The sequence below is a fragment of the Flagellimonas abyssi genome (assembly GCF_019457905.1).
GTDB lineage: Bacteria > Bacteroidota > Bacteroidia > Flavobacteriales > Flavobacteriaceae > Flagellimonas > Flagellimonas abyssi.
In genome coordinates this window covers 462,487-486,343 of record NZ_JAHZSV010000003.1, presented here as the reverse complement: position 1 = coordinate 486,343, position 23,857 = coordinate 462,487, and the positions used below count along the sequence as shown (strand labels likewise).

20 protein-coding genes are annotated in these 23,857 nt (G+C 42.7%); 11 read left to right on the top strand and 9 right to left on the bottom strand.

Going from position 1 to position 23,857, the window contains the following annotated elements:
• Positions 1 to 10: 10 nt before the first annotated feature.
• Entirely contained in the window at positions 11 to 1,183 is a 1,173-nt protein-coding gene (locus tag K1F36_RS04840) for an efflux RND transporter periplasmic adaptor subunit (RefSeq protein ID WP_220112773.1), read from the top strand.
• 20 nt (positions 1,184 to 1,203) lie between these two features.
• Positions 1,204 to 4,716 (top strand): efflux RND transporter permease subunit, encoded by a 3,513-nt coding sequence (locus K1F36_RS04835; RefSeq protein WP_220112772.1) that lies wholly within the window; start codon positions 1,204 to 1,206, stop codon positions 4,714 to 4,716.
• A gap of 70 nt (positions 4,717 to 4,786) precedes the next feature.
• On the opposite strand, the gene K1F36_RS04830 is transcribed toward K1F36_RS04835, so the two are convergent.
• Complete coding sequence (locus K1F36_RS04830) at positions 4,787 to 5,137, bottom strand: toxin-antitoxin system YwqK family antitoxin (RefSeq protein ID WP_207031449.1); 351 nt, start codon at positions 5,135 to 5,137, stop codon at positions 4,787 to 4,789.
• A gap of 366 nt (positions 5,138 to 5,503) precedes the next feature.
• Between K1F36_RS04830 and aspS the strand changes: the two genes are divergently transcribed.
• The 4 genes from aspS to K1F36_RS04810 all read left to right on the top strand — a co-directional run bounded on the left by aspS (position 5,504) and on the right by K1F36_RS04810 (position 9,636).
• A complete protein-coding gene (gene aspS / locus K1F36_RS04825; RefSeq protein ID WP_220112771.1) occupies positions 5,504 to 7,252 on the top strand; it encodes an aspartate--tRNA ligase in 1,749 nt (582 codons plus the stop codon).
• A gap of 64 nt (positions 7,253 to 7,316) precedes the next feature.
• Entirely contained in the window at positions 7,317 to 9,101 is a 1,785-nt protein-coding gene (locus tag K1F36_RS04820) for a chloride channel protein (RefSeq protein WP_220112770.1), read from the top strand.
• Positions 9,098 to 9,358, top strand: a complete 261-nt coding sequence (locus K1F36_RS04815) for a hypothetical protein (RefSeq protein WP_220112769.1) — start codon at positions 9,098 to 9,100, stop codon at positions 9,356 to 9,358. Before K1F36_RS04820 ends, K1F36_RS04815 begins: the two co-directional genes overlap by 4 nt.
• Positions 9,359 to 9,441: 83 nt before the next feature.
• Positions 9,442 to 9,636, top strand: coding sequence for a cold-shock protein (locus tag K1F36_RS04810; RefSeq protein ID WP_108245446.1), 195 nt, complete (start codon positions 9,442 to 9,444; stop codon positions 9,634 to 9,636).
• A gap of 53 nt (positions 9,637 to 9,689) precedes the next feature.
• Here the strand turns inward: K1F36_RS04810 and K1F36_RS04805 are convergent, their stop codons facing one another.
• Positions 9,690 to 10,139 carry a nucleoside deaminase gene (locus tag K1F36_RS04805; RefSeq protein ID WP_176618924.1) on the bottom strand — a complete coding sequence of 150 codons (450 nt, stop codon included), beginning with the start codon at positions 10,137 to 10,139 and terminating at the stop codon, positions 9,690 to 9,692.
• A 50-nt stretch (positions 10,140 to 10,189) separates the two neighbouring features.
• On the opposite strand from K1F36_RS04805, the gene K1F36_RS04800 reads away from it, so the two are divergent.
• Positions 10,190 to 12,001 (top strand): 1-deoxy-D-xylulose-5-phosphate synthase, encoded by a 1,812-nt coding sequence (locus tag K1F36_RS04800; protein ID WP_258538937.1) that lies wholly within the window; start codon positions 10,190 to 10,192, stop codon positions 11,999 to 12,001.
• Positions 11,992 to 13,050 carry a DUF3078 domain-containing protein gene (locus K1F36_RS04795; RefSeq protein WP_220112768.1) on the top strand — a complete coding sequence of 353 codons (1,059 nt, stop codon included), beginning with the start codon at positions 11,992 to 11,994 and terminating at the stop codon, positions 13,048 to 13,050. Before K1F36_RS04800 ends, K1F36_RS04795 begins: the two co-directional genes overlap by 10 nt.
• On the opposite strand, the gene dgt is transcribed toward K1F36_RS04795, so the two are convergent.
• Positions 13,047 to 14,405, bottom strand: a complete 1,359-nt coding sequence (dgt, locus tag K1F36_RS04790) for a dGTP triphosphohydrolase (protein ID WP_220112767.1) — start codon at positions 14,403 to 14,405, stop codon at positions 13,047 to 13,049. The genes K1F36_RS04795 and dgt overlap by 4 nt on opposite strands.
• A gap of 301 nt (positions 14,406 to 14,706) precedes the next feature.
• Between dgt and K1F36_RS04785 the strand changes: the two genes are divergently transcribed.
• The 3 genes from K1F36_RS04785 (at position 14,707) to K1F36_RS04775 (ending at position 19,046) form a co-directional block, all read left to right on the top strand.
• Positions 14,707 to 15,921, top strand: coding sequence for a porin (locus K1F36_RS04785; RefSeq protein WP_220112766.1), 1,215 nt, complete (start codon positions 14,707 to 14,709; stop codon positions 15,919 to 15,921).
• Positions 15,922 to 15,992: 71 nt separating this feature from the next.
• Positions 15,993 to 18,287, top strand: a complete 2,295-nt coding sequence (locus tag K1F36_RS04780) for an inorganic phosphate transporter (RefSeq protein WP_220112765.1) — start codon at positions 15,993 to 15,995, stop codon at positions 18,285 to 18,287.
• Positions 18,288 to 18,323: 36 nt separating this feature from the next.
• Positions 18,324 to 19,046, top strand: coding sequence for a DUF6503 family protein (locus K1F36_RS04775; RefSeq protein ID WP_220112764.1), 723 nt, complete (start codon positions 18,324 to 18,326; stop codon positions 19,044 to 19,046).
• A 1-nt stretch (position 19,047) separates the two neighbouring features.
• Here the strand turns inward: K1F36_RS04775 and nadD are convergent, their stop codons facing one another.
• The 6 genes from nadD to K1F36_RS04745 form a co-directional block, all read right to left on the bottom strand.
• A complete protein-coding gene (nadD, locus tag K1F36_RS04770; protein ID WP_220112763.1) occupies positions 19,048 to 19,632 on the bottom strand; it encodes a nicotinate (nicotinamide) nucleotide adenylyltransferase in 585 nt (194 codons plus the stop codon).
• A gap of 3 nt (positions 19,633 to 19,635) precedes the next feature.
• Entirely contained in the window at positions 19,636 to 20,232 is a 597-nt protein-coding gene (gmk, locus tag K1F36_RS04765) for a guanylate kinase (protein ID WP_220112762.1), read from the bottom strand.
• A complete protein-coding gene (locus tag K1F36_RS04760) occupies positions 20,229 to 21,086 on the bottom strand; it encodes a YicC/YloC family endoribonuclease (protein WP_220112761.1) in 858 nt (285 codons plus the stop codon). Before K1F36_RS04760 ends, gmk begins: the two co-directional genes overlap by 4 nt.
• Before the next feature lie 84 nt (positions 21,087 to 21,170).
• On the bottom strand, positions 21,171 to 21,890 hold the full coding sequence (locus K1F36_RS04755) for a 3-keto-disaccharide hydrolase (RefSeq protein WP_417943727.1): 720 nt from the start codon (positions 21,888 to 21,890) through the stop codon (positions 21,171 to 21,173).
• 37 nt (positions 21,891 to 21,927) lie between these two features.
• Positions 21,928 to 22,674, bottom strand: a complete 747-nt coding sequence (locus K1F36_RS04750) for a 3-keto-disaccharide hydrolase (RefSeq protein ID WP_220112759.1) — start codon at positions 22,672 to 22,674, stop codon at positions 21,928 to 21,930.
• The gene (locus K1F36_RS04745) at positions 22,671 to 23,723 is read right to left on the bottom strand and encodes a sugar phosphate isomerase/epimerase family protein (RefSeq protein WP_207031427.1); all 1,053 of its coding nucleotides are present in this window, start codon (positions 23,721 to 23,723) and stop codon (positions 22,671 to 22,673) included. The genes K1F36_RS04750 and K1F36_RS04745 overlap by 4 nt, the downstream gene beginning before the upstream one ends.
• Positions 23,724 to 23,857 lie beyond the last annotated feature (134 nt).

Genomic DNA, 23,857 nt, shown 5'->3' with positions numbered 1-23,857 from the left:
CCATTCCATCATGAGAAAAGCAATATATATAACACTAACCGCAGTAGTTCTGGCTTCTTGCGGAGGCAACAGCAACAAGTCTTTGGACAAAGCGTTGGCCAGCAAGGACATTGAGACAATCCGTTCCAAACATGCAGAGGTTTCCAGCCAAAAGAAAGCGTTGGAAGGCCAATTAAAATCCTTGGATTCTGCCATTGCCCTGCTCGACAAATCCGAAAAACTGCCCTTGGTAACCACAATCGAGGTACATCCAGAGAAATTTGACCACTACTTGGAGCTCCAAGGAGATGTTATGACCAAACAAAACGTACTCATATATCCCGAAATGTCCGGAACCTTGAATCGCGTTTACGTAAAAGAAGGTCAAAAAGTTTCCAAAGGACAATTACTGGCCACTATAGATGATGGTGGACTTTCCAGTCAGTTGGCACAGCTCAAAACACAGGCTGAATTGAGCAAGACTACTTTTGAACGTCAAAAAAGACTTTGGGAACAGAACATCGGCTCAGAAATACAGTACCTACAGGCCAAGACCAATTACGAAGCACAACAAAGTGCCGTAAAACAGATGGAAAGCCAAGTAGGGAAATCGAGCATCCGTGCCCCGTTTACCGGTATAATCGACGATGTTATAAAAGATGAGGGGACCGTAGTAAGCCCAGGTCCAGGTTCCGAAGTGTTCCGAATTGTGAACCTCTCCAATATGTACATTAACGTGGAAGTTCCCGAGAGCCACTTACCAAATGTTACCACTGGCAAAGATGTAAAAGTGTTCTTCCCTGTTCTTGGTGATAGTGTTACCACCACAATCAGGCAAACCGGAAATTTCATCAACCCCAGCAATAGATCTTTTACAGCAGAAATTCCAGTACCAAGTCTAGGTGGCAAGGTAAAACCAAATCTTACCGCAAGGGTAATGATCAATGATTATACCAGTGAAAAGGCCATCCTTATCCCGCAAAGTGTACTGTCAGAAAACGCCGATGGCGAGCAATATGTGTATTTGGTGGATGCCGATTCCATTCAGAATGATCCAGTAGCCAAAAAAGTGGTGATCACAACAGGAAAAACACAAGGCGATTACGTTGAAGTACTTTCCGGAATAAACGAAGGGGATGCCATTATCGATGAAGGTGCCCGAAGTGTGAAAGAAGGACAAAAAGTCAACATAAAAAATAGCTAGACAGCCAAAGCAAATAAATTATGAGCAAACAAAAGAAAAGTGTAGACAAGGAGTTTCGGCTGTCCTCATGGGCCATCGATAACCAGACCACAATGTATGTGCTGATCCTGGTTATCCTTATCCTTGGTGGCATGGCTTATTTCAGCATGCCCAGGGAAAGCTTCCCTGAGGTAAAAGAGACCAAGATATACATCAGTTCAATCTATCCGGGAAACACCGCGGAGGACATTGAAAAACTCATCACAGACCCACTTGAAGACGAACTCAAGACCGTAAGCAATCTGGTAGAGATCACCTCTACCTCACAAGAGGATTACTCCATGATCATTGTGGAGTTTGATGAAAACATTTCGGTCGAGGCAGCCCTTCAAAAAGTAAAGGACGAAGTCGACTCCAAAACAGCCGGGGAGGATTGGCCCACCTTTAACGGGGCCAAAGTAGAACCCAATGTTTTTGACTTGAGCCTTTCCGAGGAAATACCCATACTTAACATCAACATTTCCGGAGACTACCCTATTGAAAGACTCAAAGAGTTCGGTGAATACTTGGAAGACGAAATAGAAGGCCTTCAAGAAATCAAGCAAGTGGACATTCGCGGTGCCCAAGAAAAAGAAGTGGAAGTTGCCGTGGACATTTACAAGATGATGGCCGCCAAGGTCAGTTTCAACGATGTCATAAACAGTATCAGCAACGAAAACCTGACGACCTCTGCAGGAAATCTTATTGCCAGCGGGCAACGTAGAACCATTAGGATAGTTGGAGAAATCGATGAGCCCAACGAACTGGAAAACTTTGTGGTGAAATCCGAAAACGGAAACCCGATCTACCTAAAGGATATCGCCAAGGTTGCCTTTAAGGAAGAGGAAAAGACCACCTATGCACGGGAGTTTGGACACCCCGTGGTAATGCTCGATGTAAAAAAACGTTCCGGTAAAAACATGGTCGACGCAGTGGACCAGATCAAAGTAATCGTTGACCATGCCATTGATAATGAATTTCCTCAAGATCTTACGGTAACCATAGCCAACGACCAATCGTCCAAGACCATTGGTCAAGTAGATGACCTGGTAAACAATATCATCTTCGGTATCATCTTGGTGGTAACCGTCCTGATGTTCTTTTTGGGCTTCAAAAATGCATTGTTCGTAGGTTTCGCCATTCCAATGTCCATGTTCATGTCGCTGATGATACTCAACGTTTTGGGCTACACCATGAACACCATGATACTTTTTGGACTTATTATGGGACTAGGAATGTTGGTGGACAATGGAATTGTGGTCGTGGAAAACATTTATCGTCTTATGGACGAGGAAAAAATGCCACGTATCGAAGCTGCGAAAAAAGGTATCGGCGAAATTGCGTTCCCCATTATCATATCCACACTGACTACAGTTGCAGCCTTTGTGCCCTTGGGACTTTGGCCGGGCATCATGGGGCAGTTTATGAAGTACTTCCCTATTACCCTATCGGTGGTTTTGGGGTCATCCCTATTTGTGGCGATTTTCTTTAACTCGGTTCTGGTATCTAGATACATGACCACTGAGGACAAGGAGATGCCCCTAAAACAGATTGTGCGCATTACATCCATTATTTCCGTTATCGGTATTCTCATCGTTATCTTCGGTGGAGCATATAGGTCATTAGGGTCGCTGATGGTGCTAACTGCGATTATGTTATGGATTTATCGTTTGTTCCTAAGAAACTGGGCCGGGATATTCCAAAATAGGATCCTTCCCAAATGGGAAAGCTTTTACGAAAAGACTCTTCGCTATTCCCTTGCTGGAAGAAGGCCCATTTTTATTGCCATTACCACTTTTGTCCTACTTGTAATTGCCTTTATTGGTTTTGGTGCTTCAGTAGGCAGCCAAAGAACCAAGGTGGAGTTTTTCCCAGATAATAAGCCCAACCAGATCATTGTCTATATCGAATATCCTGAAGGGACCGATATAGAAAAGACAAATCGAATCACCAAGGACATTGAAGAGCGGGTATACGACATCATCAATTCGGACGCTTACATAAACGGTGACTACAATTTTATGACCGAAAGTGCCGTATCCCAAGTAGGAGAAGGTGCCGGTAACCCCCAGACCGATGGTGGTTCCAGTGCGGAAATGCCGAACAGGGGTAAAATCACGGCCACCTTACGGGAATTCAAATACCGTGAAGGTGCGGATAGCCAAGAACTTTTGAGAAAAGTACAGGAAGCATTGAAAGATGTGTATCCTGGTGTTGCCATTTCCGTTGAAAAAGACGCCGTTGGGCCTCCCGTCGGTTACCCCATCAACATAGAATTGGAGGGAGAGGATTATACCGAATTGATCAATACCGCGGAAAGAATGCGAAATTTTATCAATTCAAGGAACATTCCCGGAATTGATGAGCTCAAGATAGATGTAAACAAATCCAAGCCATCCATGTTGGTACAGGTAGATCGTAAAAAAGCAGGTGAGCTGGGCATTGCAACCGGTCAGATCGGCCAACAGCTCCGTAGTTCCATCTTTGGTTCCAAAGCCGGTATTTACAAAGAAGGTGGTGAAGATTACGACATTTATGTGAGGTTCAACGAAGAGGACCGGTACAATACCAGTGCCCTTTTCAACCAGCGCATCACATTTAGGGACCCGTCCAGTGGACAGATCAAGGAAGTTCCTATTTCGGCTGTCACCAAGCAAACGAACAGCACCGGGTTTAGTGCTATAAAGCACCGGGATGTAAAACGGGTGGTAACCGTATATTCAGCATTGGCTTCGGGCTATACGGATGCCGGTGCCATTGTGGGCAAAATTCAGGAAGAAATGAACGATTTCGAAAATCTTCCGGATGATATCAAAATAGATTATACAGGTCAGATAGAGGAACAAAATAAGCAAATGGCCTTTTTGATGGGTGCTTTTTTCACCGGTCTTGGACTGATATTCTTTATTCTGATATTCCAATTCAACTCAATTAGTAAACCGGGCATTATCATGCTTGCGATTTTCTTGAGTTTGATAGGCGTATTTGGCGGTATCGTTGCTACGGGAAGTGCATTTGTTATCATGATGACCATGATGGGAATTATTTCCCTAGCAGGTATTGTAGTGAACAATGGTGTGGTACTATTGGATTACACCCAACTGCTAATCGATAGAAAAAAGGTGAAATTAGACCTTGATGAAGATGGGCTTTTGGAGCCTGATGATTTCTTGGAATCCGTTGTAAGAGGTGGAAAATCGAGATTGCGTCCCGTATTGCTAACTGCCATTACCACCATTTTAGGTTTGATTCCATTGGCAACAGGATTCAATATCAACTTCTTTACCCTAATGAGCGAGTTTGACCCTGGTATTTATTTTGGAGGTGACAACGTAATATTTTGGGGACCGTTGGCTTGGACCGTAATCTACGGATTGTTGGTGGCGACCTTCCTGACACTGATTGTTGTACCTATCCTATTCACCTTGGTATACAAGCTAAAGCTAAGGATTAGAAAAAGAAAGTTGGCACGGCAAGAACGCAAACAAGAACAAATTGAAACTGCAACTACATAATGTAGTGCAAAGCAATAAAAAAAGCCCCGACCATTTGGTCGGGGCTTTTTTTAAACATTGGTTTATTCGCTTATTTGTTTACCGTTACGGCATCGCCTTGGCTCCAACTTTTTACTTGAACAATACGGTTATCCGTAAAGTCAACTTCGTTTAATTCATCATTTTTCCAAAAGAACCATTTCCCGGTTTTTTCTCCATTGTCGTATTGGCCGGTGGCAATTTTTTTTCCTTCAACATTGAACATTACCCAATCTCCATGTAACTTTCCGTTCAACATATAACCTGTTTGGGCAATTTCACCATTGTCATGAAAATAAGTGGCTTTCACCATATTTCCCATTTTTTCAAAGGTCGGCTTGGTATCTTGTGCAGATACACCAACCGCAAACATCACCGCCAAAAAAAATACTGCTTTTTTCATATTTATATGGGATTTAATATTGTTAGTATCAATATGATAACGTATCAAAGTTACTTAAATTTTACATTAATCACACATTTACATAACATTTAGTTTACATTAAATTAACGTTAAACACACAATCTACACTATATCAATCAGTTATTTAATTCATAAGTATTAAAATTGAATCGTTTTGTCGGAGAATTTTGCCTTAAAGCTCACCAAAAGTTACTCAACTTTCATTTCTAATGTTAATTTAACGTTAAGAGATATGAAGTTTAACGACCATTTTGGAATTTCAAAACACAAGTCCAAGAGAAAAACAGTATATCTCCTATAAAATATCCACATTCCTATTAAATTTGCGCTCTCATAACAAACATCATGTACAGAAGCAATACTTGTGGTGCCCTGAGGGCATCGGACATAGGTTCAGAGGTAATATTAAGTGGATGGGTCCACAAGCTACGCGACAAAGGTTTCGTGGCATGGGTAGACCTTCGTGACCGCTACGGCATCACCCAATTGGTGTTCGACCAAGAACGCACTTCCAAAGAACTATTGGAACAAGCTCGCGAACTGGGACGTGAAACCGTTATCCAAGCCAAGGGGCAGGTTATAGAGCGGGCTTCCAAAAACCCGAATATCCCCACAGGGGAAATCGAAGTACTGGTCACCGAACTTACCATACTGAACAATTCCTTGCTTCCTCCCTTCACTATCGAAGATGAAACCGATGGCGGAGAGGACATACGAATGAAGTACCGCTACTTGGACATTAGAAGAAACCCAGTAAAGAACAAACTTATATTTAGGCACAAGGTGACAATGGAGGTCAGAAAATATCTGTCCGACCAAGGTTTTATCGATATTGAAACACCTTATTTGATAAAATCCACTCCCGAGGGCGCGAGGGACTTTTTAGTGCCCAGCCGCATGAACGAAGGACAGTTTTATGCCCTTCCCCAATCTCCCCAGACCTTCAAACAATTGTTGATGGTCGGCGGAATGGACAAATATTTCCAAATCGTGAAATGTTTTAGGGACGAAGACCTCCGTGCCGACCGCCAGCCCGAGTTCACACAAATCGATTGTGAAATGGCATTTGTGGAACAGGAAGACATCCTGAAGACTTTTGAAGGTCTGACCAAGCATCTTCTAAAAGAAATCAAAGGTGTGGAAGTGGACAAATTCCCTCGCATGACCTACGATGACGCCATGCGACTTTATGGAAACGATAAGCCCGACATCCGATTTGGGATGGAATTTGGTGAGTTGAACTCTGTGGCGCAGCACAAAGATTTCAATGTGTTCAATTCCGCCGAATTGGTTGTCGGAATAGCAGTACCGGGAGCAGCTTCTTACACTCGAAAAGAAATAGATGGGTTAATTGATTGGGTCAAGAGACCTCAGGTTGGTGCTAAGGGAATGGTGTATGTAAAATGCAACGAAGACGGAACCTATAAATCATCTGTGGACAAGTTCTACGACCAAGAAGATTTGGCCAAATGGGCAGAGACCACAGGAGCAAAGCCCGGAGACCTAATCTGCGTTCTTTCAGGCAACACCAACGAAACACGCGCTCAATTAAGCGCATTACGAATGGAATTGGCAACACGCTTGGGCCTTAGAAAAAAAGATGAGTTCGCGCCATTATGGGTCGTGGACTTTCCATTGTTGGAACTGGATGAGGAAACAGGAAAGTACCATGCCATGCACCACCCCTTTACCTCTCCAAAACCAGGCCAGTTGGAATTGTTGGACACAAAACCCGGAGAAGTAAAGGCCAACGCTTACGATTTGGTACTGAACGGAAATGAAATTGGCGGTGGTTCCATACGGATCTATGACAAGGAGACCCAAGCGACCATGTTCAAACATTTGGGCTTTACCACAGAGGAAGCAAAAGCACAGTTCGGCTTTTTGATGGATGCCTTCCAATATGGAGCGCCTCCCCACGGTGGTATCGCTTTTGGTCTGGATAGATTGGTGGCCATTTTGGGCGGACAGGAAACTATTAGGGACTACATCGCTTTCCCAAAAAACAACAGTGGACGCGATGTTATGATAGATGCCCCGGCGAACATCGACGACGAGCAACTAAAAGAGCTCCATTTAAAATTGGACTTGTGATATAATTAAATCCCGTTTTGTAAGCGGGATTTTTTAATACTTTTAATCGGTATTACGGACCTCCATGCCCTACAGCAATAAAAAAGTGCTCACCCGATTCCTAAAATGGCGATATAGAAATATCTCCAACAGGACCTTTATTCAGATAATGAGCCTAATCGTAGGTTTTTTGGCGGGATTGGTCGCTGTTACCGTAAAAAACACAACATATTTTATTGAATCACTTCTAAAAAAAGGAATCGTTTTCTCTGAGAACCAACTGTACTTTATCCTTCCGACCATAGGTCTAACCTTGGTCTACCTCTACGTAAAATTCATACATAAAGAGCCCTTACAACATGCCGTCTCCTCCATTATATTCTCGCTTTCCAAAAAGCGGGGGCTGCTCAAACTCAAGGACATTTACACCCCTTTGATCACCGCTCCCCTCACCGTAGGTTTCGGTGGTTCGGTGGGTTTGTTGGGACCAGCCGTAAAATCCGGTTCGGCGGTCAGTTCTAATTTGAGCCGATTTTTCCATATAGATGCAAAGACAAGGACGCTCTTGGTCGCTTGCGCATCCGCCGGGGCCATAGCCTCCATTTTCCAGTCTCCCATTGCCGCCATCATTTTTGCAGTCGAAGTTTTTACGTTGGATTTGACCATGATGTCCATGCTCCCTTTGCTTTTGGCTTCAATTTCAGGGGTACTTACCTCCTATTTCTTTTTGGGAAACGAAGTATTGTTCAGTTTTTCCCTATCCGAAGGTTTTAAACTGGAAGACACGGCCTTCTACGTTCTCTTGGGTGTGGGCACAGGTTTTGCATCCATTTATTTTACCAAAATGTATTTTGCGATTTTATCGCTTTTCAAAAAATTGAAAAGTCCCAAATACAAACTTTTGGTAGGTGGTGTTGCCATTGGAATCATGTTGTACGCCATTCCCCCACTCTATGGTGAAGGTTTCGGATTCATTAACAATCTGTTGGATGGCGACCATTTAAAAGCTCTGGGCACAACACCTTTCGATGCTTTTACCGATAATATTTGGGTAGTAATAGCGCTTCTGTTCGGAATCACCATTTTTAAAGCAATTGCCATGACGACCACCATAGGAGCAGGAGGAGCAGGAGGAGTGTTCATTCCAACCATGGTAATGGGCAGTGCATTGGGCAACGTTGTCGCCAAGGTCATCAACAATTTGGGGTTGGGTTTATCGGTTTCGGAAAGCAACTTTACATTGATCGGTATGGCAGGTCTCATTGCGGGAGTAATCCACGCACCCTTAACCGCAATTTTCTTGATTGCAGAAATTACAGGTGGATATCAACTCTTTGTCCCTCTAATGATTACAGCGGCAATCTCTTATTTGATAACCAAAAACGCCCTGGACTACACCATTTACACCAAGGAACTTGCCAAGATCGGAGCGCTCTTATCGCACAACAAGGACCAGATGGTACTTGGACTCATGGAAATGGACGATGTTGTTGAAAAGAATTTTAAGCCAGTTCACCCTAAAATGTCCTTAGGAGAAATGCTCCATCAATCCGTATCCAAATCCAAAAGGAACCTGTTTCCTGTGCTGGATGATGAAAAGAAACTGATTGGAATCATTGTGCTGGATGACATAAGGCCCATGATGTTCGATACCGAACTGTACGACACGGTTTTTGTGAAAAATTTGATGCATGCCCCGCCAGAGATTATATTCTACGAAACGGACAATATGAAACAGGTAATGAAAAAATTTCAGGATAGCGGTGCATGGAATTTACCTGTCATTAAAAATGGCAAGTACGAAGGCTTTATCAGTAAATCAAAAATGTTGACCGCGTATCGCAGAAAATTAATCAATTACTCTCAATGAAGATAAAACTCAAACATATCGTTTTTCTGATTATGCTCGCTTCCCTTGGCTCCATATTCTACGGTCTTTCCTTGGAAGATGGGCATCCACAGGCACCCAAATACATTGGAGGAGGCACAATTGGTCTATTTTTGGTGGCCATGCCGCTTTTCCTGTGGAAAGAAAGCAAGGTCAAAAACATGAAAGATTACATGCTTACCAAGGAAAATATTAAGAAAATGCAAGAAAAAGAACGAAAAAAGACTGAAAATCAATAATTTTCATAAGATTTAAACTTCATTTCATCCAATCAGTCATAAAAAAAGTTACATTCGTATTTTAACATTTTATTTATTTTTTAATGACTGGTACAGTAAAATTTTTCAATGATTCCAAAGGTTATGGTTTCATTACGAACGACGACACAGGAAAAGACATCTTTGTTCATGTTACAGCATTGAACGGAGTGGAATTGAACGAAGGCGACAAAGTAGAATACATCGAAGAAGAAGGAAGAAAAGGAGTGGTTGCTGCACGCGTGCAAGTAATCGGATAAAAATATTTTATTTTGATTTGATTTAAAACCTCGGCAATGCCGGGGTTTTTTCTTTAGTTAAGGTTTCTTCGTTGAATAAAGAATCGCTTGAGCATTTCTGAAGCCTCCCTTTCCATAACACCTCCTACGACCTCGGTTTTGGGATGGAGATGCCCTCCCATAACACTAAACCCACGCTCCAGATCCGAAGCGCCATAAACCACTTTGGAGATTTGGCTCCAATACAATGCCCCTGCGCACATTTGGCAAGGCTCCAAGGTCACGTACAACGTACACCCCTGCAGGTATTTTCCGCCTAAAAAGTTCGATGCAGCCGTAATGGCCTGCATTTCGGCATGTGCGGTAACATCTTTTAAACGCTCGGTTAAGTTGTGAGCCCTTCCAATGATCCGGTTGTTCACCACTATGACCGCACCAACAGGTACTTCCCCATTTTCAAAAGCGATTTCCGCCTCTTGCATGGCTCTTTTCATAAAATAATTGTCGTCAAATGGGTTCTCCACGATTTTTATGTCATTTTTCAACAGATTGCTAAGCTACACATAAAATAATTTTGAGGAGAATCGATACTTTTGTTTTTTATTCATTGGAAAGACTGCTAAAACATATCGAATCCCCTAAGGACCTCAAAAAATTAACCTTGGACGAGCTGCCCAAGCTCGCTCAGGAATTGAGGGAATTTATCATTGATATTGTTTCTACCAAGGAAGGACATCTAGGGGCAAGTTTGGGGGTTGTGGAACTTACCATTGCCCTTCATTATGTGTTCAATGCTCCGTATGACAAACTTATTTGGGATGTGGGCCACCAAGCTTACGGACACAAAATTTTAACGGGACGCAAAGAAATTTTCGATACCAACCGACAATTGGGTGGAATCAGTGGTTTTCCAAAACGAAGTGAAAGCGAATACGACGATTTTGGGACCGGGCACAGCTCCACCGCCATATCTGCTATTCTTGGCATGGCCATGGCCTCAAAACTCAACAAAGACTTTAACAAACAACATATTGCGGTAGTTGGGGATGCTTCCATTGCGAGCGGAATGGCATTTGAAGGACTTAACCATTTGGGCGTTACCAATGTTAACACATTAATTGTCTTGAACGATAACGCCATCGGAATCGACCCAAGCGTAGGTGCGTTAAAAAAATACCTTACCAATGTTAAGGCTGGAACCGCCAAGGACGAGAACATTTTTGAATGCCTAAACCTCAACTACACAGGACCAATCAATGGTCATGATCTAAAAGCTTTGGTAACAGAACTGGAACGCTTAAAACATGTTGATGGTCCAAAACTGCTTCATATTATCACCACAAAAGGGAAAGGGCTAAAACAGGCCGAGGAAGACCAAGTGGTGTACCATGCCCCTGGAAAATTTGATAAAATTACTGGGGAGCGGTTTAAAAAATCGGGGGAGGTACAGCCTCCCAAATATCAAGATGTGTTTGGACATACCCTTGTGGAATTGGCCAAGTTAAACGAAAAAATTGTTGGGATTACCCCTGCGATGCCCAGCGGAAGCTCCCTTAAATTTATGATGGAAGACATTCCAGAGCGCGCCTTTGATGTAGGCATCGCCGAGCAACATGCCGTAACCTTGGCCGCAGGTATGGCCACTCAGGGATTGGTCCCGTTTTGCAATATTTATTCTACTTTTTTGCAAAGAGCCTATGATCAGGTCATACACGATGTTGCGCTACAAAAACTTCCTGTAATTTTCTGTTTGGACAGGGCTGGTTTGGTGGGACAGGACGGTCCTACGCACCATGGCGTTTTTGATATGGCCTTCTTGCGCTGTATTCCCAACTTGATCATATTCTCCCCAATGAACGAGATGGAGTTACGAAACATAATGTACACAGCACAATTGGGATTGGATGGACCGATTGCAATAAGATACCCTCGAGGTCGTGGCGTGACCATAGATTGGAAAAATGATCTTGAATCCATAGAAATAGGTACTGGGCGCAGTCTTAAAAATGGGTCCAAAATTGCTGTTCTGACCATTGGACATATTGGCAATACGGTTGCCGAACTCATTCAAAAATTGGATAGGCCCGAAGAAGTGGGGCACTATGATATGCGCTTCGTAAAACCGCTGGACAAGAATCTTCTCCGCACTGTTTTTAATACATACGAGCATGTTATTACCGTGGAAGATGGCACAAAGCTGGGTGGTCTTGGTTCTGCCATACTCGAATTTGCCAATGAAGAGGGCTTCACAAAGCAAATAAAGATATTTGGGGTTCCTGACCAATTTGTAGATCATGGCGATGTCTTGGAGACCCACCAAATGGCTGGTATAGATTTTGATACGATACACACATACATACAATCAACCTTGAACCAATGCGATTAAACTGTTTTTTAATTTTATTTCTAGCTGTTTTTCTATCTGCCCATTCCCAAGTGACCCAGTTAAAGGCGTTTGAAATTGATAGCACCAATGGCAGCTTTAAGATAATTCGCATTAAGGATGTAAAGCTCAAATACCTTACCCGGAATGCAAAACTGACCGACCCACGTACGGTATTGAACCGGGTAAAGCCTTTGAGTATATGGTACAATCGTTTCAAACCAACATCTTTCTGGAAAAAGGTCAACAAATTTGGTCTCAACGTCAGTGAAGTTTCTTTTGTAAACTGGAACGCAGGGGGAGACAACTCTGTTTCGGCTCTTGCGAGCGCTGATTTTGCCCGTAACTATAAATTCCGCTACCTAAGTTGGAACAATGAAGCCCAGCTTCGATATGGCCTCAATGCACAAGAAGGACGAAAACTCCGCAAAACGGACGACCAGATTCGACTCTCCACCACGCTCAGTTTTAGGAAGGACACCATCACCAATTGGTACTATTCGGTAAAGGCCAACATTCGGACGCAATTTTCCAATGGTTATAAATATCCTGATAGAGATACGCCAATTTCAAGGTTTATGGCCCCTGGATATTTGTTTGTCGGTGTGGGTACATCATACATACCCCCAAAAGATCAGTTCAACCTTTACATTTCACCCGCGACCATGAAATCTACCTTTGTGTTGGATGAGGCTCTCTCCAATCAGGGCGCTTTTGGTGTGGAAGCCGGGGACAGAGTGTTTTTGGAACTTGGTTTTTTGGTGACAAATACTTGGGAAACCGAAATTGCCAACAATGTTCTTATGAGCCATCGCCTCAACCTATATACAGATTATGTGCGGAGTTTTGGGAACATAGATGTGGATTGGGAACTTAACTTCAATCTCAAGGTAAATGACTTTCTAAATGCAAATATTGGAACTCATATCATCTTTGATGATGACATCAAATTTGATGAGGAAGTTGCTGAGGATGGAACCGTAATAAGCCCGGGCGTGGCCAAAATCCAGTTTAAGCAGTTACTGGGGGTAGGACTGCTCTATTCGTTTTAGACCTTTCGACCTGTTAATTTATCATGGATATGAACGGCGGCACTATCGGACAAACTGGCCACAAAACAACTGGTGTCCAATAATATCTTATAGATGGGCACATCCGTATTCCTATAGTTTTCAGGTAAACTTTTGATGAGCAATCGGTCATAATTGGTATCCTCTCCCTCCTTTACATTGATAAGGGCCGTAGTATACATATCCAATAAGTCCGAAATAATTCGATATCCCGCCAATTCCTTATCCACTACCTCGGTGGATTGATATATCTTTTCCACGCTCAATTTGATGATGTCATCGACCTGCGCTGTGTACTTTCCCTTGTCCAGTAAAGATGCATCAAACTCACCATTGAGAATCTTCTCCTCGTTATTTACAAAAACCTCTACTGCATCTCCTATCAAGGTACTGATGGCAAGCGCCCTCAAATAGCTCAATCTATCACTGGAGGTGGTCATGGCATTATACTTTTTGGTATTGATGTTGTCCTTTACCAAATTGATAAGGTACTCCAAGGCATATTCCTCGGGTATCAATCCCAAATTGATGCCGTCCTCAAAATCGATAATTGTATAGCAAATATCGTCCGCTGCCTCTACCAAATAGGTCAATGGATGTCTTAAAAATCCTGTTTTGGGGTGGGCAGGATTGGGCAAAAGACCTATTTCCCCCACTAATTCATTAAAAAACTCTTTTTCGGACTGGAAAAAACCAAACTTCTTATCGGCAATGTTCCTCGACGGCTTTTTTGGCAAAGAAGCTTTGGGGTACTTTATGAATGCTCCCAGAGTAGCGTAGCTCAACCGCAACCCCCCAGGCACTCCTTCACGGGATTCTGTTAACAACTTAAACCCGTTGGCATTACCTTCAAAATCAATCAAATCTTGATACTCTTCTGCTGCGAGAACATCTTCGTAGAATTTTCCTTTGCCCTGTTTAAAGTAATTGCCGATGGCTTTTTCCCCACTGTGCCCAAACGGGGGGTTACCAATATCATGGGCCAAGGCTGCGGCGGCTACAATAGCTCCAAAATCGTTAAAGTGATGGCCATGAACTTCGGACAAGAACGGATACTTCGCTAAAACCTGTTGTCCGGCAATACGCCCCAAACTTCTTCCTACCACGGACACTTCCATGCTGTGCGTAAGGCGGGTATGCACAAAATTCTTCTGTGAGCCTACTGCAATCGGCATTGGAAACACCTGTGTTTTGTCCTGTAAACTCCTAAATGCCGATGAAAAAATGATTCGGTCGTAGTCCACCTCGAACCCTAGCCGGGTTTCGTTCTGTTCCTTCCGCAGGCGTTTTCCGGTGTCCCCGTATCTTTTTAAAGAGAGTAGCTGTTCCCAGTTCATAATGATTTATTGGTGCAATATACGTTTAACCTAAATCATAGACCAACATAGGGGCTTTACATTGCTTTACAATGCTTAATGATTACTTAAACTTAAAATTACAGTAAAGAAATTTCCAAAGTTCAATTTTGAATTGGATTTCTTTATGGATATTAGTTTTTGTCGACTATTCTTCGAAATCTGAGGGCTACCTTTCAAGAGGTAGCCTTTTTTATTAAAATGACATACATAAAATAACATACAGGAAATGTTAACTTAACATTGGGTGCGGTTATTTGCAGCGACAAAAACTAGTACCGTAATGAATACCAAAAAGTTAACCCTAATTGGGATTATCTTTATATTCACTTGCACGCACCTTTCTTATTCTCAAGAAATTAGATCAACGCATTTTGGCAACGGATTGCTCAACATTATGGGCAAAGACAGCACTTGGTCCATGAAAGTGGGAGCAAGAATGCAATTATTGTCCAATTTTAGCTGGACTGATGAAGGGCAAAGTAAATTTACCAACCCAGAGCAGGATTTTTTGGTAAGACGTGCACGGCTCAAATTCAACGGCTTTGCCTATTCCCCAAAACTTAAATACAAAATTGAGCTTGGTCTGTCGAACAGGGATATGTCGGGGTCATCAGAGTTTACGGGCAATACGCCAAGGTACATCCTTGATGCCGTGGTCATTTGGAATTTCTACCAGAACTTTGAACTTTGGTTTGGACAAACCAAGTTGCCCGGCAACATTGAAAGGGTCATCTCTTCCGGAAATCTTCAACAGGTAGATCGCTCATTGTTGAACAGTAGGTTCAATATAGACAGGGATATGGGCTTTCAACTCCGACATCATTTCTATTTGGGCAATAGGTTTTTGGTCCGTGAAAAATTAGCATTCTCACAAGGTGAGGGAAGAAACGTTACACAGGGTAATCTAGGAGGGCACCAATACACCTCAAGAATTGAGCTGCTTCCCTTTGGGAATTTCGTTAAAAAAGGAGACTATAGGGCTGCCGACCTCAACCGTGAGCAAACCCCAAAGCTAATGTTCGGAACTACTTATGACATAAACAACAACGCGGTTAAAACTAGGAGCAATATGGGAAGTTATATGCCCAATGATATTGGGTTCCACGAAACCAACATCTATACTCTGTTCCTTGACCTTATGTTCAAATACAGGGGCTTTTCACTTATGGGGGAGTTTGCGCATCGCGATGCCAGTGAACCCGTGGCATTGAACTCAGATAACACTCCTACGGGAGACGCTGTGCAGGTAGGAAATGGACTTAACCTGCAATCGGGTTACTTGTTCAAAAATAATTGGGAGGTATCGGCCCGATTCACTAACATTGAATTGGATATGGAAATCACAGGTAAAAATCCGCAAAAACAATATACATTAGGGCTATCAAAATATATTGTAGGACATAAACTAAAGGTTCAAACAGACCTTAGCTATTTAAATATTGACAATGGTTTGGATGAGCTGATGTACCGCCTACAGGTAGATGTACATTTCTAAAAAATAACCTTAACATAACTTATCAAAAGTGTATTCTCTTGATATTTGAAAAATTTTTTTGAATTCTAATTATGGACAACATTTACTTTTTAATCCTTGTAGCCTTGGGCATTCTGGCCATTGCAGATCTTGTTGTTGGCGTCAGTAACGATGCTGTAAATTTTCTGAATTCTGCTATTGGTTCCAAGGCAATATCGTTCAAGACCATCATGATCGTGGCAAGTGTGGGCATAGCCTGTGGAGCCATTTTCTCCAGCGGTCTTATGGAAGTTGCAAGGAAAGGTATTTTTAACCCCGGTGAATTTTATTTTGATGAGATCATGTTCATTTTTATGGCCGTAATGATCACTGACATACTGCTATTGGACTTTTTCAATACCATAGGAATGCCTACATCAACCACTGTTTCCATAGTTTTCAACCTTTTGGGGGCCGCTGTTGCTATGGCAATTTTAAAAATAGCAAATGTAAATGGTAGTTTCTCGGATATTGTTCATTACATCAACACGGACAAGGCCATTGAAATAATCATAGGTATACTTTCGTCAGTTGTGATTGCATTTTCCATTGGTGCCTTTGTGCAATGGGTATCCAGGGTATTGCTCTCGTATCAATTTCAAAGAAAGGCGAATTGGGTCGGGGCCGTTTTTGCGGGAATCGCGCTGTCCGCCATTTCTTATTTTATCCTTTTAAAAGGAATAAAGGGAACTCCTTTTGCCGACCAGACTTATGGTTTTATAGGAGGTGTAACCATTAAAGATTATTTGGAGACAGAGGTCTACAAGGTGGGCTTTATCAATTTTGCTTTTTGGGCTATTTTGTCCTTTGTACTGATACAGTTCGCCAAAGTCAATATTTACAAAGTTATCATTGGGGTGGGCACGTTCGCTTTGGCGCTTGCTTTTGCAGGCAACGACCTGGTCAACTTTATTGGTGTGCCCATTGCTGCTTGGCAATCCTACATAGCATGGTCGGGATCAGGAGTGGATGCTTCTGAATTTAGCATGGGAATCTTGGCCAACACAGTTGAAACCCCTACCCTTTTGTTGTTCCTATCAGGAATGATTATGGTAGCCACCTTATGGATGTCCAAAAAAGCCAGATATGTTGCCGATACCGAAATAAACTTATCCAGAGAAGGTGAGGCCAAGGAAAAGTTTCAGCCAAACTTTCTATCAAGAGGTCTGGTAAGATTTTCCATAAACTTGTCAACATGGGCATCTTCTATAGTTCCCAACTCCCTACAAAACAAAATCAATAAACGGTTTGAAAAGCCCACTATGAACCTTTCAAAGGAAAAAGTGCTTCAATTACCCGCTTTTGATATGATCAGGGCTTCGGTCAATTTAATGGTTGCCGGTATCTTGATTTCCATAGCCACATCTTACAAACTCCCCTTATCAACCACCTATGTCACCTTTATGGTGGCCATGGGTACTTCTTTGGCCGATAGGGCCTGGGGTGCTGAAAGTGCGGTTTACCGAGTCGCTGGGGTTTTGAACGTAATCGCCGGATGGTTCAGTACGGCCATAATCGCTTTTATTGCTTCAGGAGTGGTCTTGTCCCTCATTAATTTTGGGAAAGGTGCCGCCATAGCCATGTTGTTGTTCGCAGCGGTTCTTCTTTTGGTAAGAAATTATATCTCCTATAACAAAAAATCCAAGGAAATCAAGGTCGAAGATCGTTTAAGAAGAGCAGAAAGTAGCTCCATACAAGGCGTTATCGAAGAAACCGCGACCAACATTGCCAATGTGGTAAAGCGTAGCAACAAAATTTACTCCAACTCCATTAATGGTCTTGCCAAGCAGGCTTTGGATTCCCTGAAAAAGAACAAAAAACAAGGAAACAAACTGGCCTTGGAAATAGAAGACCTCAGGGAACACACCTTTTATTTCATCAAGAACTTGGAAGAGGCCCATATCGGAGCCAGTAACTTCTACATAAACATAATGGGGTACCTGACAGATATGTCCCAATCCTTGGAATACATTGGAAAGGTGAGTTACAACCACGTTCAAAACAATCATAAAAAGCTAAAGTACAATCAAATAAAGGAGCTCAAGGAAATCGACCATAAATTGGAGGAAATCTTCAACAGTACCCAAAAGGCGTTCGAAGAAAAATCCTTTGAGCAAATAGGCGCCATATTGGATTCCAAGCAAGAACTTTATGATCTGGTTTCCCAAAAGATAGACATCCAAGTATCCCGAACAAGAACAGAGGAATCGAGCCCAAAGAACACCACTCTTTACTTCTCACTATTGCTCGAAACAAGGGACTTGATAACCGCTATGATGAACCTTTTGGAACAATATTATCGCGAACATGATAGTACGGTTCAACCAGCCACTATCGAAAAAAAATAAAAACGGTATCTTTTCGTCCTCATTAATTTTAATAGGATGAAAAGATACTGTTTTGCTCTACTTGTTTTTGGTCTGTTATCCGCTGCCTCCGGGTATTCACAATCAGTTTCAGCGGAAGAGGTTTTGGAAAAAGCCATTGCTTTTCACGATCCGAATGGAAATTGGCAAAGCTTGCAGGCCACCTTTAAAGTTGTGATGGAAACCCCGAACCGACCAGAAAGGACTAGTGTAATTCAGGTCGATTTTCCAAAACAGGAATTTAATCTGGATGTATCCCAAGGAGATCATACGTATTCCTACCAAATCCAGGACACATCCTGCGAGATTACCTTGAACGGAAGTAAAGAATACACCCAAAAGGAAGCCGAGCAGTTCAGACTGAGCTGTGAGCGCGGTAATTTTATGAAGGATTACTACACGTATCTCTACGGACTCCCCATGAAGCTGAACGATCCAGGAACCAACTTGGACCCAAAAACTAAAAAGAAAACATTCGAAGGCAAAGAGTATCTTGTTCTAAAGGTGACTTATGATGCAGAAATAGGAAAGGATACCTGGTATTTTTACTTTGACCCTACCACCTATGCCATGGAGGTATACCAGTTTTACCATGATGAAAACAAAAATGACGGGGAGTACATCATTTTAAAGGGACTGGAGACCATTGAAGGGATAAAAATGCCAAAAACAAGAGCGTGGTACATGAACAAGGGCGATAAATATTTGGGCACCGATACCTTGTCAAAAGAGGTACAATAGCCTACCTATAAAAATTCATTTCATCCATATACTTCCAAACCTTATATGGCAATAACGGACGGATGTTTTTACCTGCCTTGTGCGCCTTTCGTATAAAGGTGGAGGAAATTTCCATAATCGGGGCATCGACCCGAGTGATCTTGGGATGGTCTTTAAATTCTTGTTCCACTTTGCCCTCTGAAACCCTAGGATAGACATGAATGGAATAGTGCTCCAAAATGGTTTCATAATTCTTCCATTTATGGAAACTCTTCAAATTATCTTCTCCCATGATCAGTGAAAAACGATGGTCCTTCCCGTAGTTGTCATCCAAATGGGCCAGTGTATCTGTCGTATAGTTTGGCTGTGGGAGGTCGAACTCTATTTTACTGGGCTTTAGTTTGGGATACTCCTGTACTGCCTCAAAAACCATTTGATACCGATGATTATTGTCCAGAAGCGATTGCTTGACCTTAAATGGACTTTGTGGGGTAATAACGAACCAAACCTCATCCAGATCGGAAAACTCCACCATATGGTTCGCAATGATCAAGTGACCAATATGTATGGGGTTGAAGGTCCCGAAAAAGAGCCCTACCTTTTTCATGGTCTAGTTTTCTTTTGGAGGTATCTCGACACCGAGGAATTCGGCCACCAATTTATGGGCTTCGTCCAAGGCGACAGGTAAATCGTAGTTTTTGATGACCTTATCGAATTGAGGTGCGGTAGCAAGCTCCACAGAGGCCTTTGCTATCCTCATATTGATTTTGTCATCACTTTCGGTACTTCTCTTTTTAAGCCTAATCTTCAATTCGTCCACACTGGGCGGCTTCACGAACACGGCCAATGTTTTATCGGGAAATTTCTTTTTGATTCGGAGTCCGCCCGATACGTCTATATCAAAAATTACATTTTTTCCCTCTGCCCAGAGTCTTTCCACTTCGCTTTTAAGGGTGCCATAAAAATTGTCCCTGTACACTTCCTCCCATTCCAAAAAGTCCCCCTCCTTGATATGCCTCTTAAATTGCGAAACGGACATAAAATAGTAGTTGACACCATTCTTTTCCTTGCCCCTGCGCGGGCGCGAGGTGGCCGAAATGGAAAAGGCCAAGTTGAGTTCGGGTTGATTCAACAAATGTTTCACAATGGTTGTTTTTCCACTGCCGGATGGTGCAGAGAAAATAATGAGTTTACCGCCTTCCGTCATAACACATTCAGCATTTGTTCTTTGATTTTTTCCAACTCGTCTTTCATTTGCACCACCAATTGTTGCATAGGTGCATAGTTTGCCTTGGATCCTATGGTGTTGATTTCCCTTCCGATTTCCTGAGAGATAAAGCCCAATTTTTTACCGTTGGAATCATCGGAGTTTAAGGTCGATTCAAAATATTTCAGGTGGTTGGCCAACCGGACCTTCTCTTCTGTGATATCGTATTTTTCCAAATAATAGATGAGTTCCTGCTCGAACCTGTTGGCATCGAGCTCCACTTTTAGGTCGGCAACCGCTTTCTCCAAGCGTTCACGCACTGTCCCAAGTCGCTCGGGATCCATGGTGTTCACCTTTTCCAATAAATCGTTCAAGTTGTTGAGCCTTGCTACAAAGTCTTCTTCCAAAACTTTTCCTTCTTCATTCCTAAACTCAACTATTCTGGAAAGCGCTTCGTTCATTGCTTCAATTATGGACTTGTACTCCTCCTCATCAATATCATCCTTATCCGTTTTTAACGTATCCGGCATCCGCAGGGCCATCTCCAATAGTTTAATATCATCCCCATTGACAATATTTGCCAATTGGTCCATGTAATTTCTAACTACTCCTTGATTGACTTCCGAAGTAGTCTCCTCGCCTGTAATTTCGACATAAAGATTAAAATCGACCTTTCCCCTTTCCAAAGCGCCTGCAATCATTTTACGCAGCTCCAGTTCCTTTTCGCGATAAATTTGCGGAAGCCTGGCATTGATGTCCAAACTTTTGCTATTGAGCGATTTGAGCTCTATGGTAATCTTTTTGGAAGGAAGCTGTACAATATGCTTCCCAAAGCCTGTCATGGATTGAATCATAGACGTATGATAAATTTTGCCAAAGGTAACCAAAATAGGTTACTGGCACTTTAAAGATTCTATCTGGCAAATGGTGAAAGGGAGTTAATCCAACTCCCTTACCCAAATATTCCTAAAGCTCACCCTACTGTTGTCCCCATGATCCTGAAGCCTAAGCGGCCCCTTTCCATGTGGTGGGTTTTTGGGCCAACCAATGTAAGGGGTGGTTCCTTTGATCTCCACATGATCTTGCACCAAAACACCATTATGTATCACGGTAAGGGTGCCGGACTTTACTTTTTGACCTTTTTCAAACTCGGGTGCGTGGTAAATAATATCGTAGGTATTCCATTCCCCAGTGGGCACAGAGGCCATCGCCAAGGGTGTATGCTGTTTGTAAATGGAGGCGACTTGGCCGTTTACATAGGTATCGTTATCATTGTTATCCAACACTTGAACTTCGTAGAGTCCGTTCAGAAAGATTCCGCTATTTCCTCTATTTTGGCCATCTCGTTGCACTTCGGCAGGTGATTTCCATTCAATGTGCAACTGAATGCTCCCAAAATTCTGCTTGGTCTGAATGTCTCCCGTTCTATCCTTCACGGTCATGCTACCGTCCTTGTTCAAAGTCCATTTGGCGGCAGTACTGTCCATGGTGCTTATCCATTTCTCCAACGAGGTACCATCGAACAACACAATGGCATCGCTTGGAGGCGCCCCGTTCTCACTAGGGGTCACTTTTGGCGGAACAGGTTTATATAATTCGGTCGCTTCGGGTTTTGTGGGTTCCACTTCCTGAGCATTGATAAAGAAACCTGCCATCATGGCAACTACGCCCAAGGTATATCTCAATCTTTTCATGCTACAACTCTTTAATCTTGATGTTTCTGAATGCTACTACATTCCCATGGTCCTGCAATCCAATTTTACCTGTTTTAAAGGCGGCAAAATCTTCCCAGTCCGCAAATTTAGAGTTGGCTATCAATTCATCCCACTCTGGACCTTCCACCGGGAATTCAACGATTTTGGTACCGTTTTGAATCACATGACCTTGGTTGGTCTTGTGATTGATCATCAATTCTACGGAATTCCATTCCCCTGCCGGCTTTACTGTCTTTTCGGATGGTGGAACAATGTCGTACAAGGATCCCGCCAAACGATCTTCGCCATTTTTTGCATCAGGATGTCTCTCGTCATCCAAAACTTGAATTTCCGGACCGGTAACGTAAGGTTGGCCATATTCCTCCCCTTCTTTTACGCCCCAAAAGAATCCACTGTTTCCTCCTTCGGCGATCTTCCAATCCAGGGTCAGTACAAAATCGGTAAACTCTTCATCGGTAACCAAGTTGTAGTTGGCTCCTTCGGGTCTTTCTTCCATTGGGTAAAACACCATGGCCCCATCTTCCAGTTTCCAAGGTTCGGTTACTTCTCCCCCATTGTACATGTGCCAACCGTCAAAACTTGTCCCGTCGAACAGGGTGGTCCATTCAGGTTCTTTTTCTTCAACGACCTCAGTCATTTCTTCTTGAACTTCTTCTTTGTTTTCCTTTGGTTTGTCCTTACAGGCAAATACTGCTGCAAGAGCTATAAACAACAATGGTTTTTTCATAATCCTAATATGTTTTTAAGTTTTTGTTCATCGATATCCGCTCCGGCGAAATCATCAAATGTTTTTGTGGTTGCTTCTATAATATGATCCTGGATAAATTTCGCACCTTCGCGGGCTCCCTGCTCCGGACTTTTAATACAGCACTCCCATTCCATCACGGCCCAAACATCACATCCGTATTGGGTCAATTTGGAGAAAATGGTCTTGAAATCTATTTGTCCATCCCCCAAAGAACGGTATCTGCCTGCTCTATCCCCCCAATCGTTGTAACCGCCAAAGGCTCCTTTTTTCCCAGTTGGATTAAATTCGGAATCCTTCACGTGAAAAGATTTTATAAACTCATGATAGTGGTCAATGTAGGTAATATAATCCAACTGCTGAAGTACGAAGTGACTCGGGTCGTACAAAATATTCACTCTTTTGTGGTTGCCGGTAGCTTCCAAAAAGCGTTCAAAAGTATCACCATCATGCAGGTCTTCTCCTGGGTGGATTTCATAACATACATCCACGCCTTCTTCATCAAAATGATTAAGGATGGGCATCCACCTATTGGCCAGCTCTTCAAAACCCATCTCTACCAATCCAGCCGGTCTTTGCGGCCATGGGTGAGCGGTGTGCCAAAGCAAGGAACCTGAAAATGTGGCATGGGCCTTAAGTCCAAGTCTTCGGCTTGCCGTAGCAGCTTTTTTAACGGTTTCTATCGCCCATTTTGTGCGCTCTTTTGGCTTTCCGTGCAATGCTTCGGGAGCGAAGTTATCGAACATGATATCATAGGCAGGATGCACCGCTACCAATTGCCCTTGCAAGTGCGTGGAGAGCTCGGTAATCTCCAAACCATAAGAATTTACTTTTCCTTTGAGCTCATCACAGTAATCTTGGCTTTCGGCCGCTTTGTCCAAATCTATCAGGAAGGATTCCCAAGTTGGTATCTGAATCCCTTTGTATCCAAGATCTGAAGCCCATTTGCACATACCATCCAAAGTATTGAACGGAGGTTGGTTGTCCACAAATTGCGCCAGGAATACGGCCGGTCCTTTAATTGTCTTCATTTAGTTAAAATTTAAGGAATTAGGAAATCCCGAATAAATTGGGATTTATCTTTTATATTTAAGAAAAAAACTATGCTATTTTTAGGTCTCATGTAGAAAAACATAAATATAGGAATTAGCTAACAATTAAAATA

Bases quoted from the DNA above. Each gene is read 5' to 3' on its own strand.
- K1F36_RS04840 (WP_220112773.1), top strand. From the start codon at position 11: ATGAGAAAAGCAATATATATAACACTAACCGCAGTAGTTCTGGCTTCT.
- K1F36_RS04835 (WP_220112772.1), top strand. From the start codon at position 1,204: ATGAGCAAACAAAAGAAAAGTGTAGACAAGGAGTTTCGGCTGTCCTCA.
- K1F36_RS04830 (WP_207031449.1), bottom strand. From the start codon at position 5,137: ATGAAAAAAGCAGTATTTTTTTTGGCGGTGATGTTTGCGGTTGGTGTA.
- aspS (WP_220112771.1), top strand. From the start codon at position 5,504: ATGTACAGAAGCAATACTTGTGGTGCCCTGAGGGCATCGGACATAGGT.
- K1F36_RS04820 (WP_220112770.1), top strand. From the start codon at position 7,317: ATGCCCTACAGCAATAAAAAAGTGCTCACCCGATTCCTAAAATGGCGA.
- K1F36_RS04815 (WP_220112769.1), top strand. From the start codon at position 9,098: ATGAAGATAAAACTCAAACATATCGTTTTTCTGATTATGCTCGCTTCC.
- K1F36_RS04810 (WP_108245446.1), top strand. From the start codon at position 9,442: ATGACTGGTACAGTAAAATTTTTCAATGATTCCAAAGGTTATGGTTTC.
- K1F36_RS04795 (WP_220112768.1), top strand. From the start codon at position 11,992: ATGCGATTAAACTGTTTTTTAATTTTATTTCTAGCTGTTTTTCTATCT.
- dgt (WP_220112767.1), bottom strand. From the start codon at position 14,405: ATGAACTGGGAACAGCTACTCTCTTTAAAAAGATACGGGGACACCGGA.
- K1F36_RS04785 (WP_220112766.1), top strand. From the start codon at position 14,707: ATGAATACCAAAAAGTTAACCCTAATTGGGATTATCTTTATATTCACT.
- K1F36_RS04780 (WP_220112765.1), top strand. From the start codon at position 15,993: ATGGACAACATTTACTTTTTAATCCTTGTAGCCTTGGGCATTCTGGCC.
- K1F36_RS04775 (WP_220112764.1), top strand. From the start codon at position 18,324: ATGAAAAGATACTGTTTTGCTCTACTTGTTTTTGGTCTGTTATCCGCT.
- nadD (WP_220112763.1), bottom strand. From the start codon at position 19,632: ATGAAAAAGGTAGGGCTCTTTTTCGGGACCTTCAACCCCATACATATT.
- gmk (WP_220112762.1), bottom strand. From the start codon at position 20,232: ATGACGGAAGGCGGTAAACTCATTATTTTCTCTGCACCATCCGGCAGT.
- K1F36_RS04760 (WP_220112761.1), bottom strand. From the start codon at position 21,086: ATGATTCAATCCATGACAGGCTTTGGGAAGCATATTGTACAGCTTCCT.
- K1F36_RS04755 (WP_417943727.1), bottom strand. From the start codon at position 21,890: ATGATGGCAGGTTTCTTTATCAATGCTCAGGAAGTGGAACCCACAAAA.
- K1F36_RS04750 (WP_220112759.1), bottom strand. From the start codon at position 22,674: ATGAAAAAACCATTGTTGTTTATAGCTCTTGCAGCAGTATTTGCCTGT.
- K1F36_RS04745 (WP_207031427.1), bottom strand. From the start codon at position 23,723: ATGAAGACAATTAAAGGACCGGCCGTATTCCTGGCGCAATTTGTGGAC.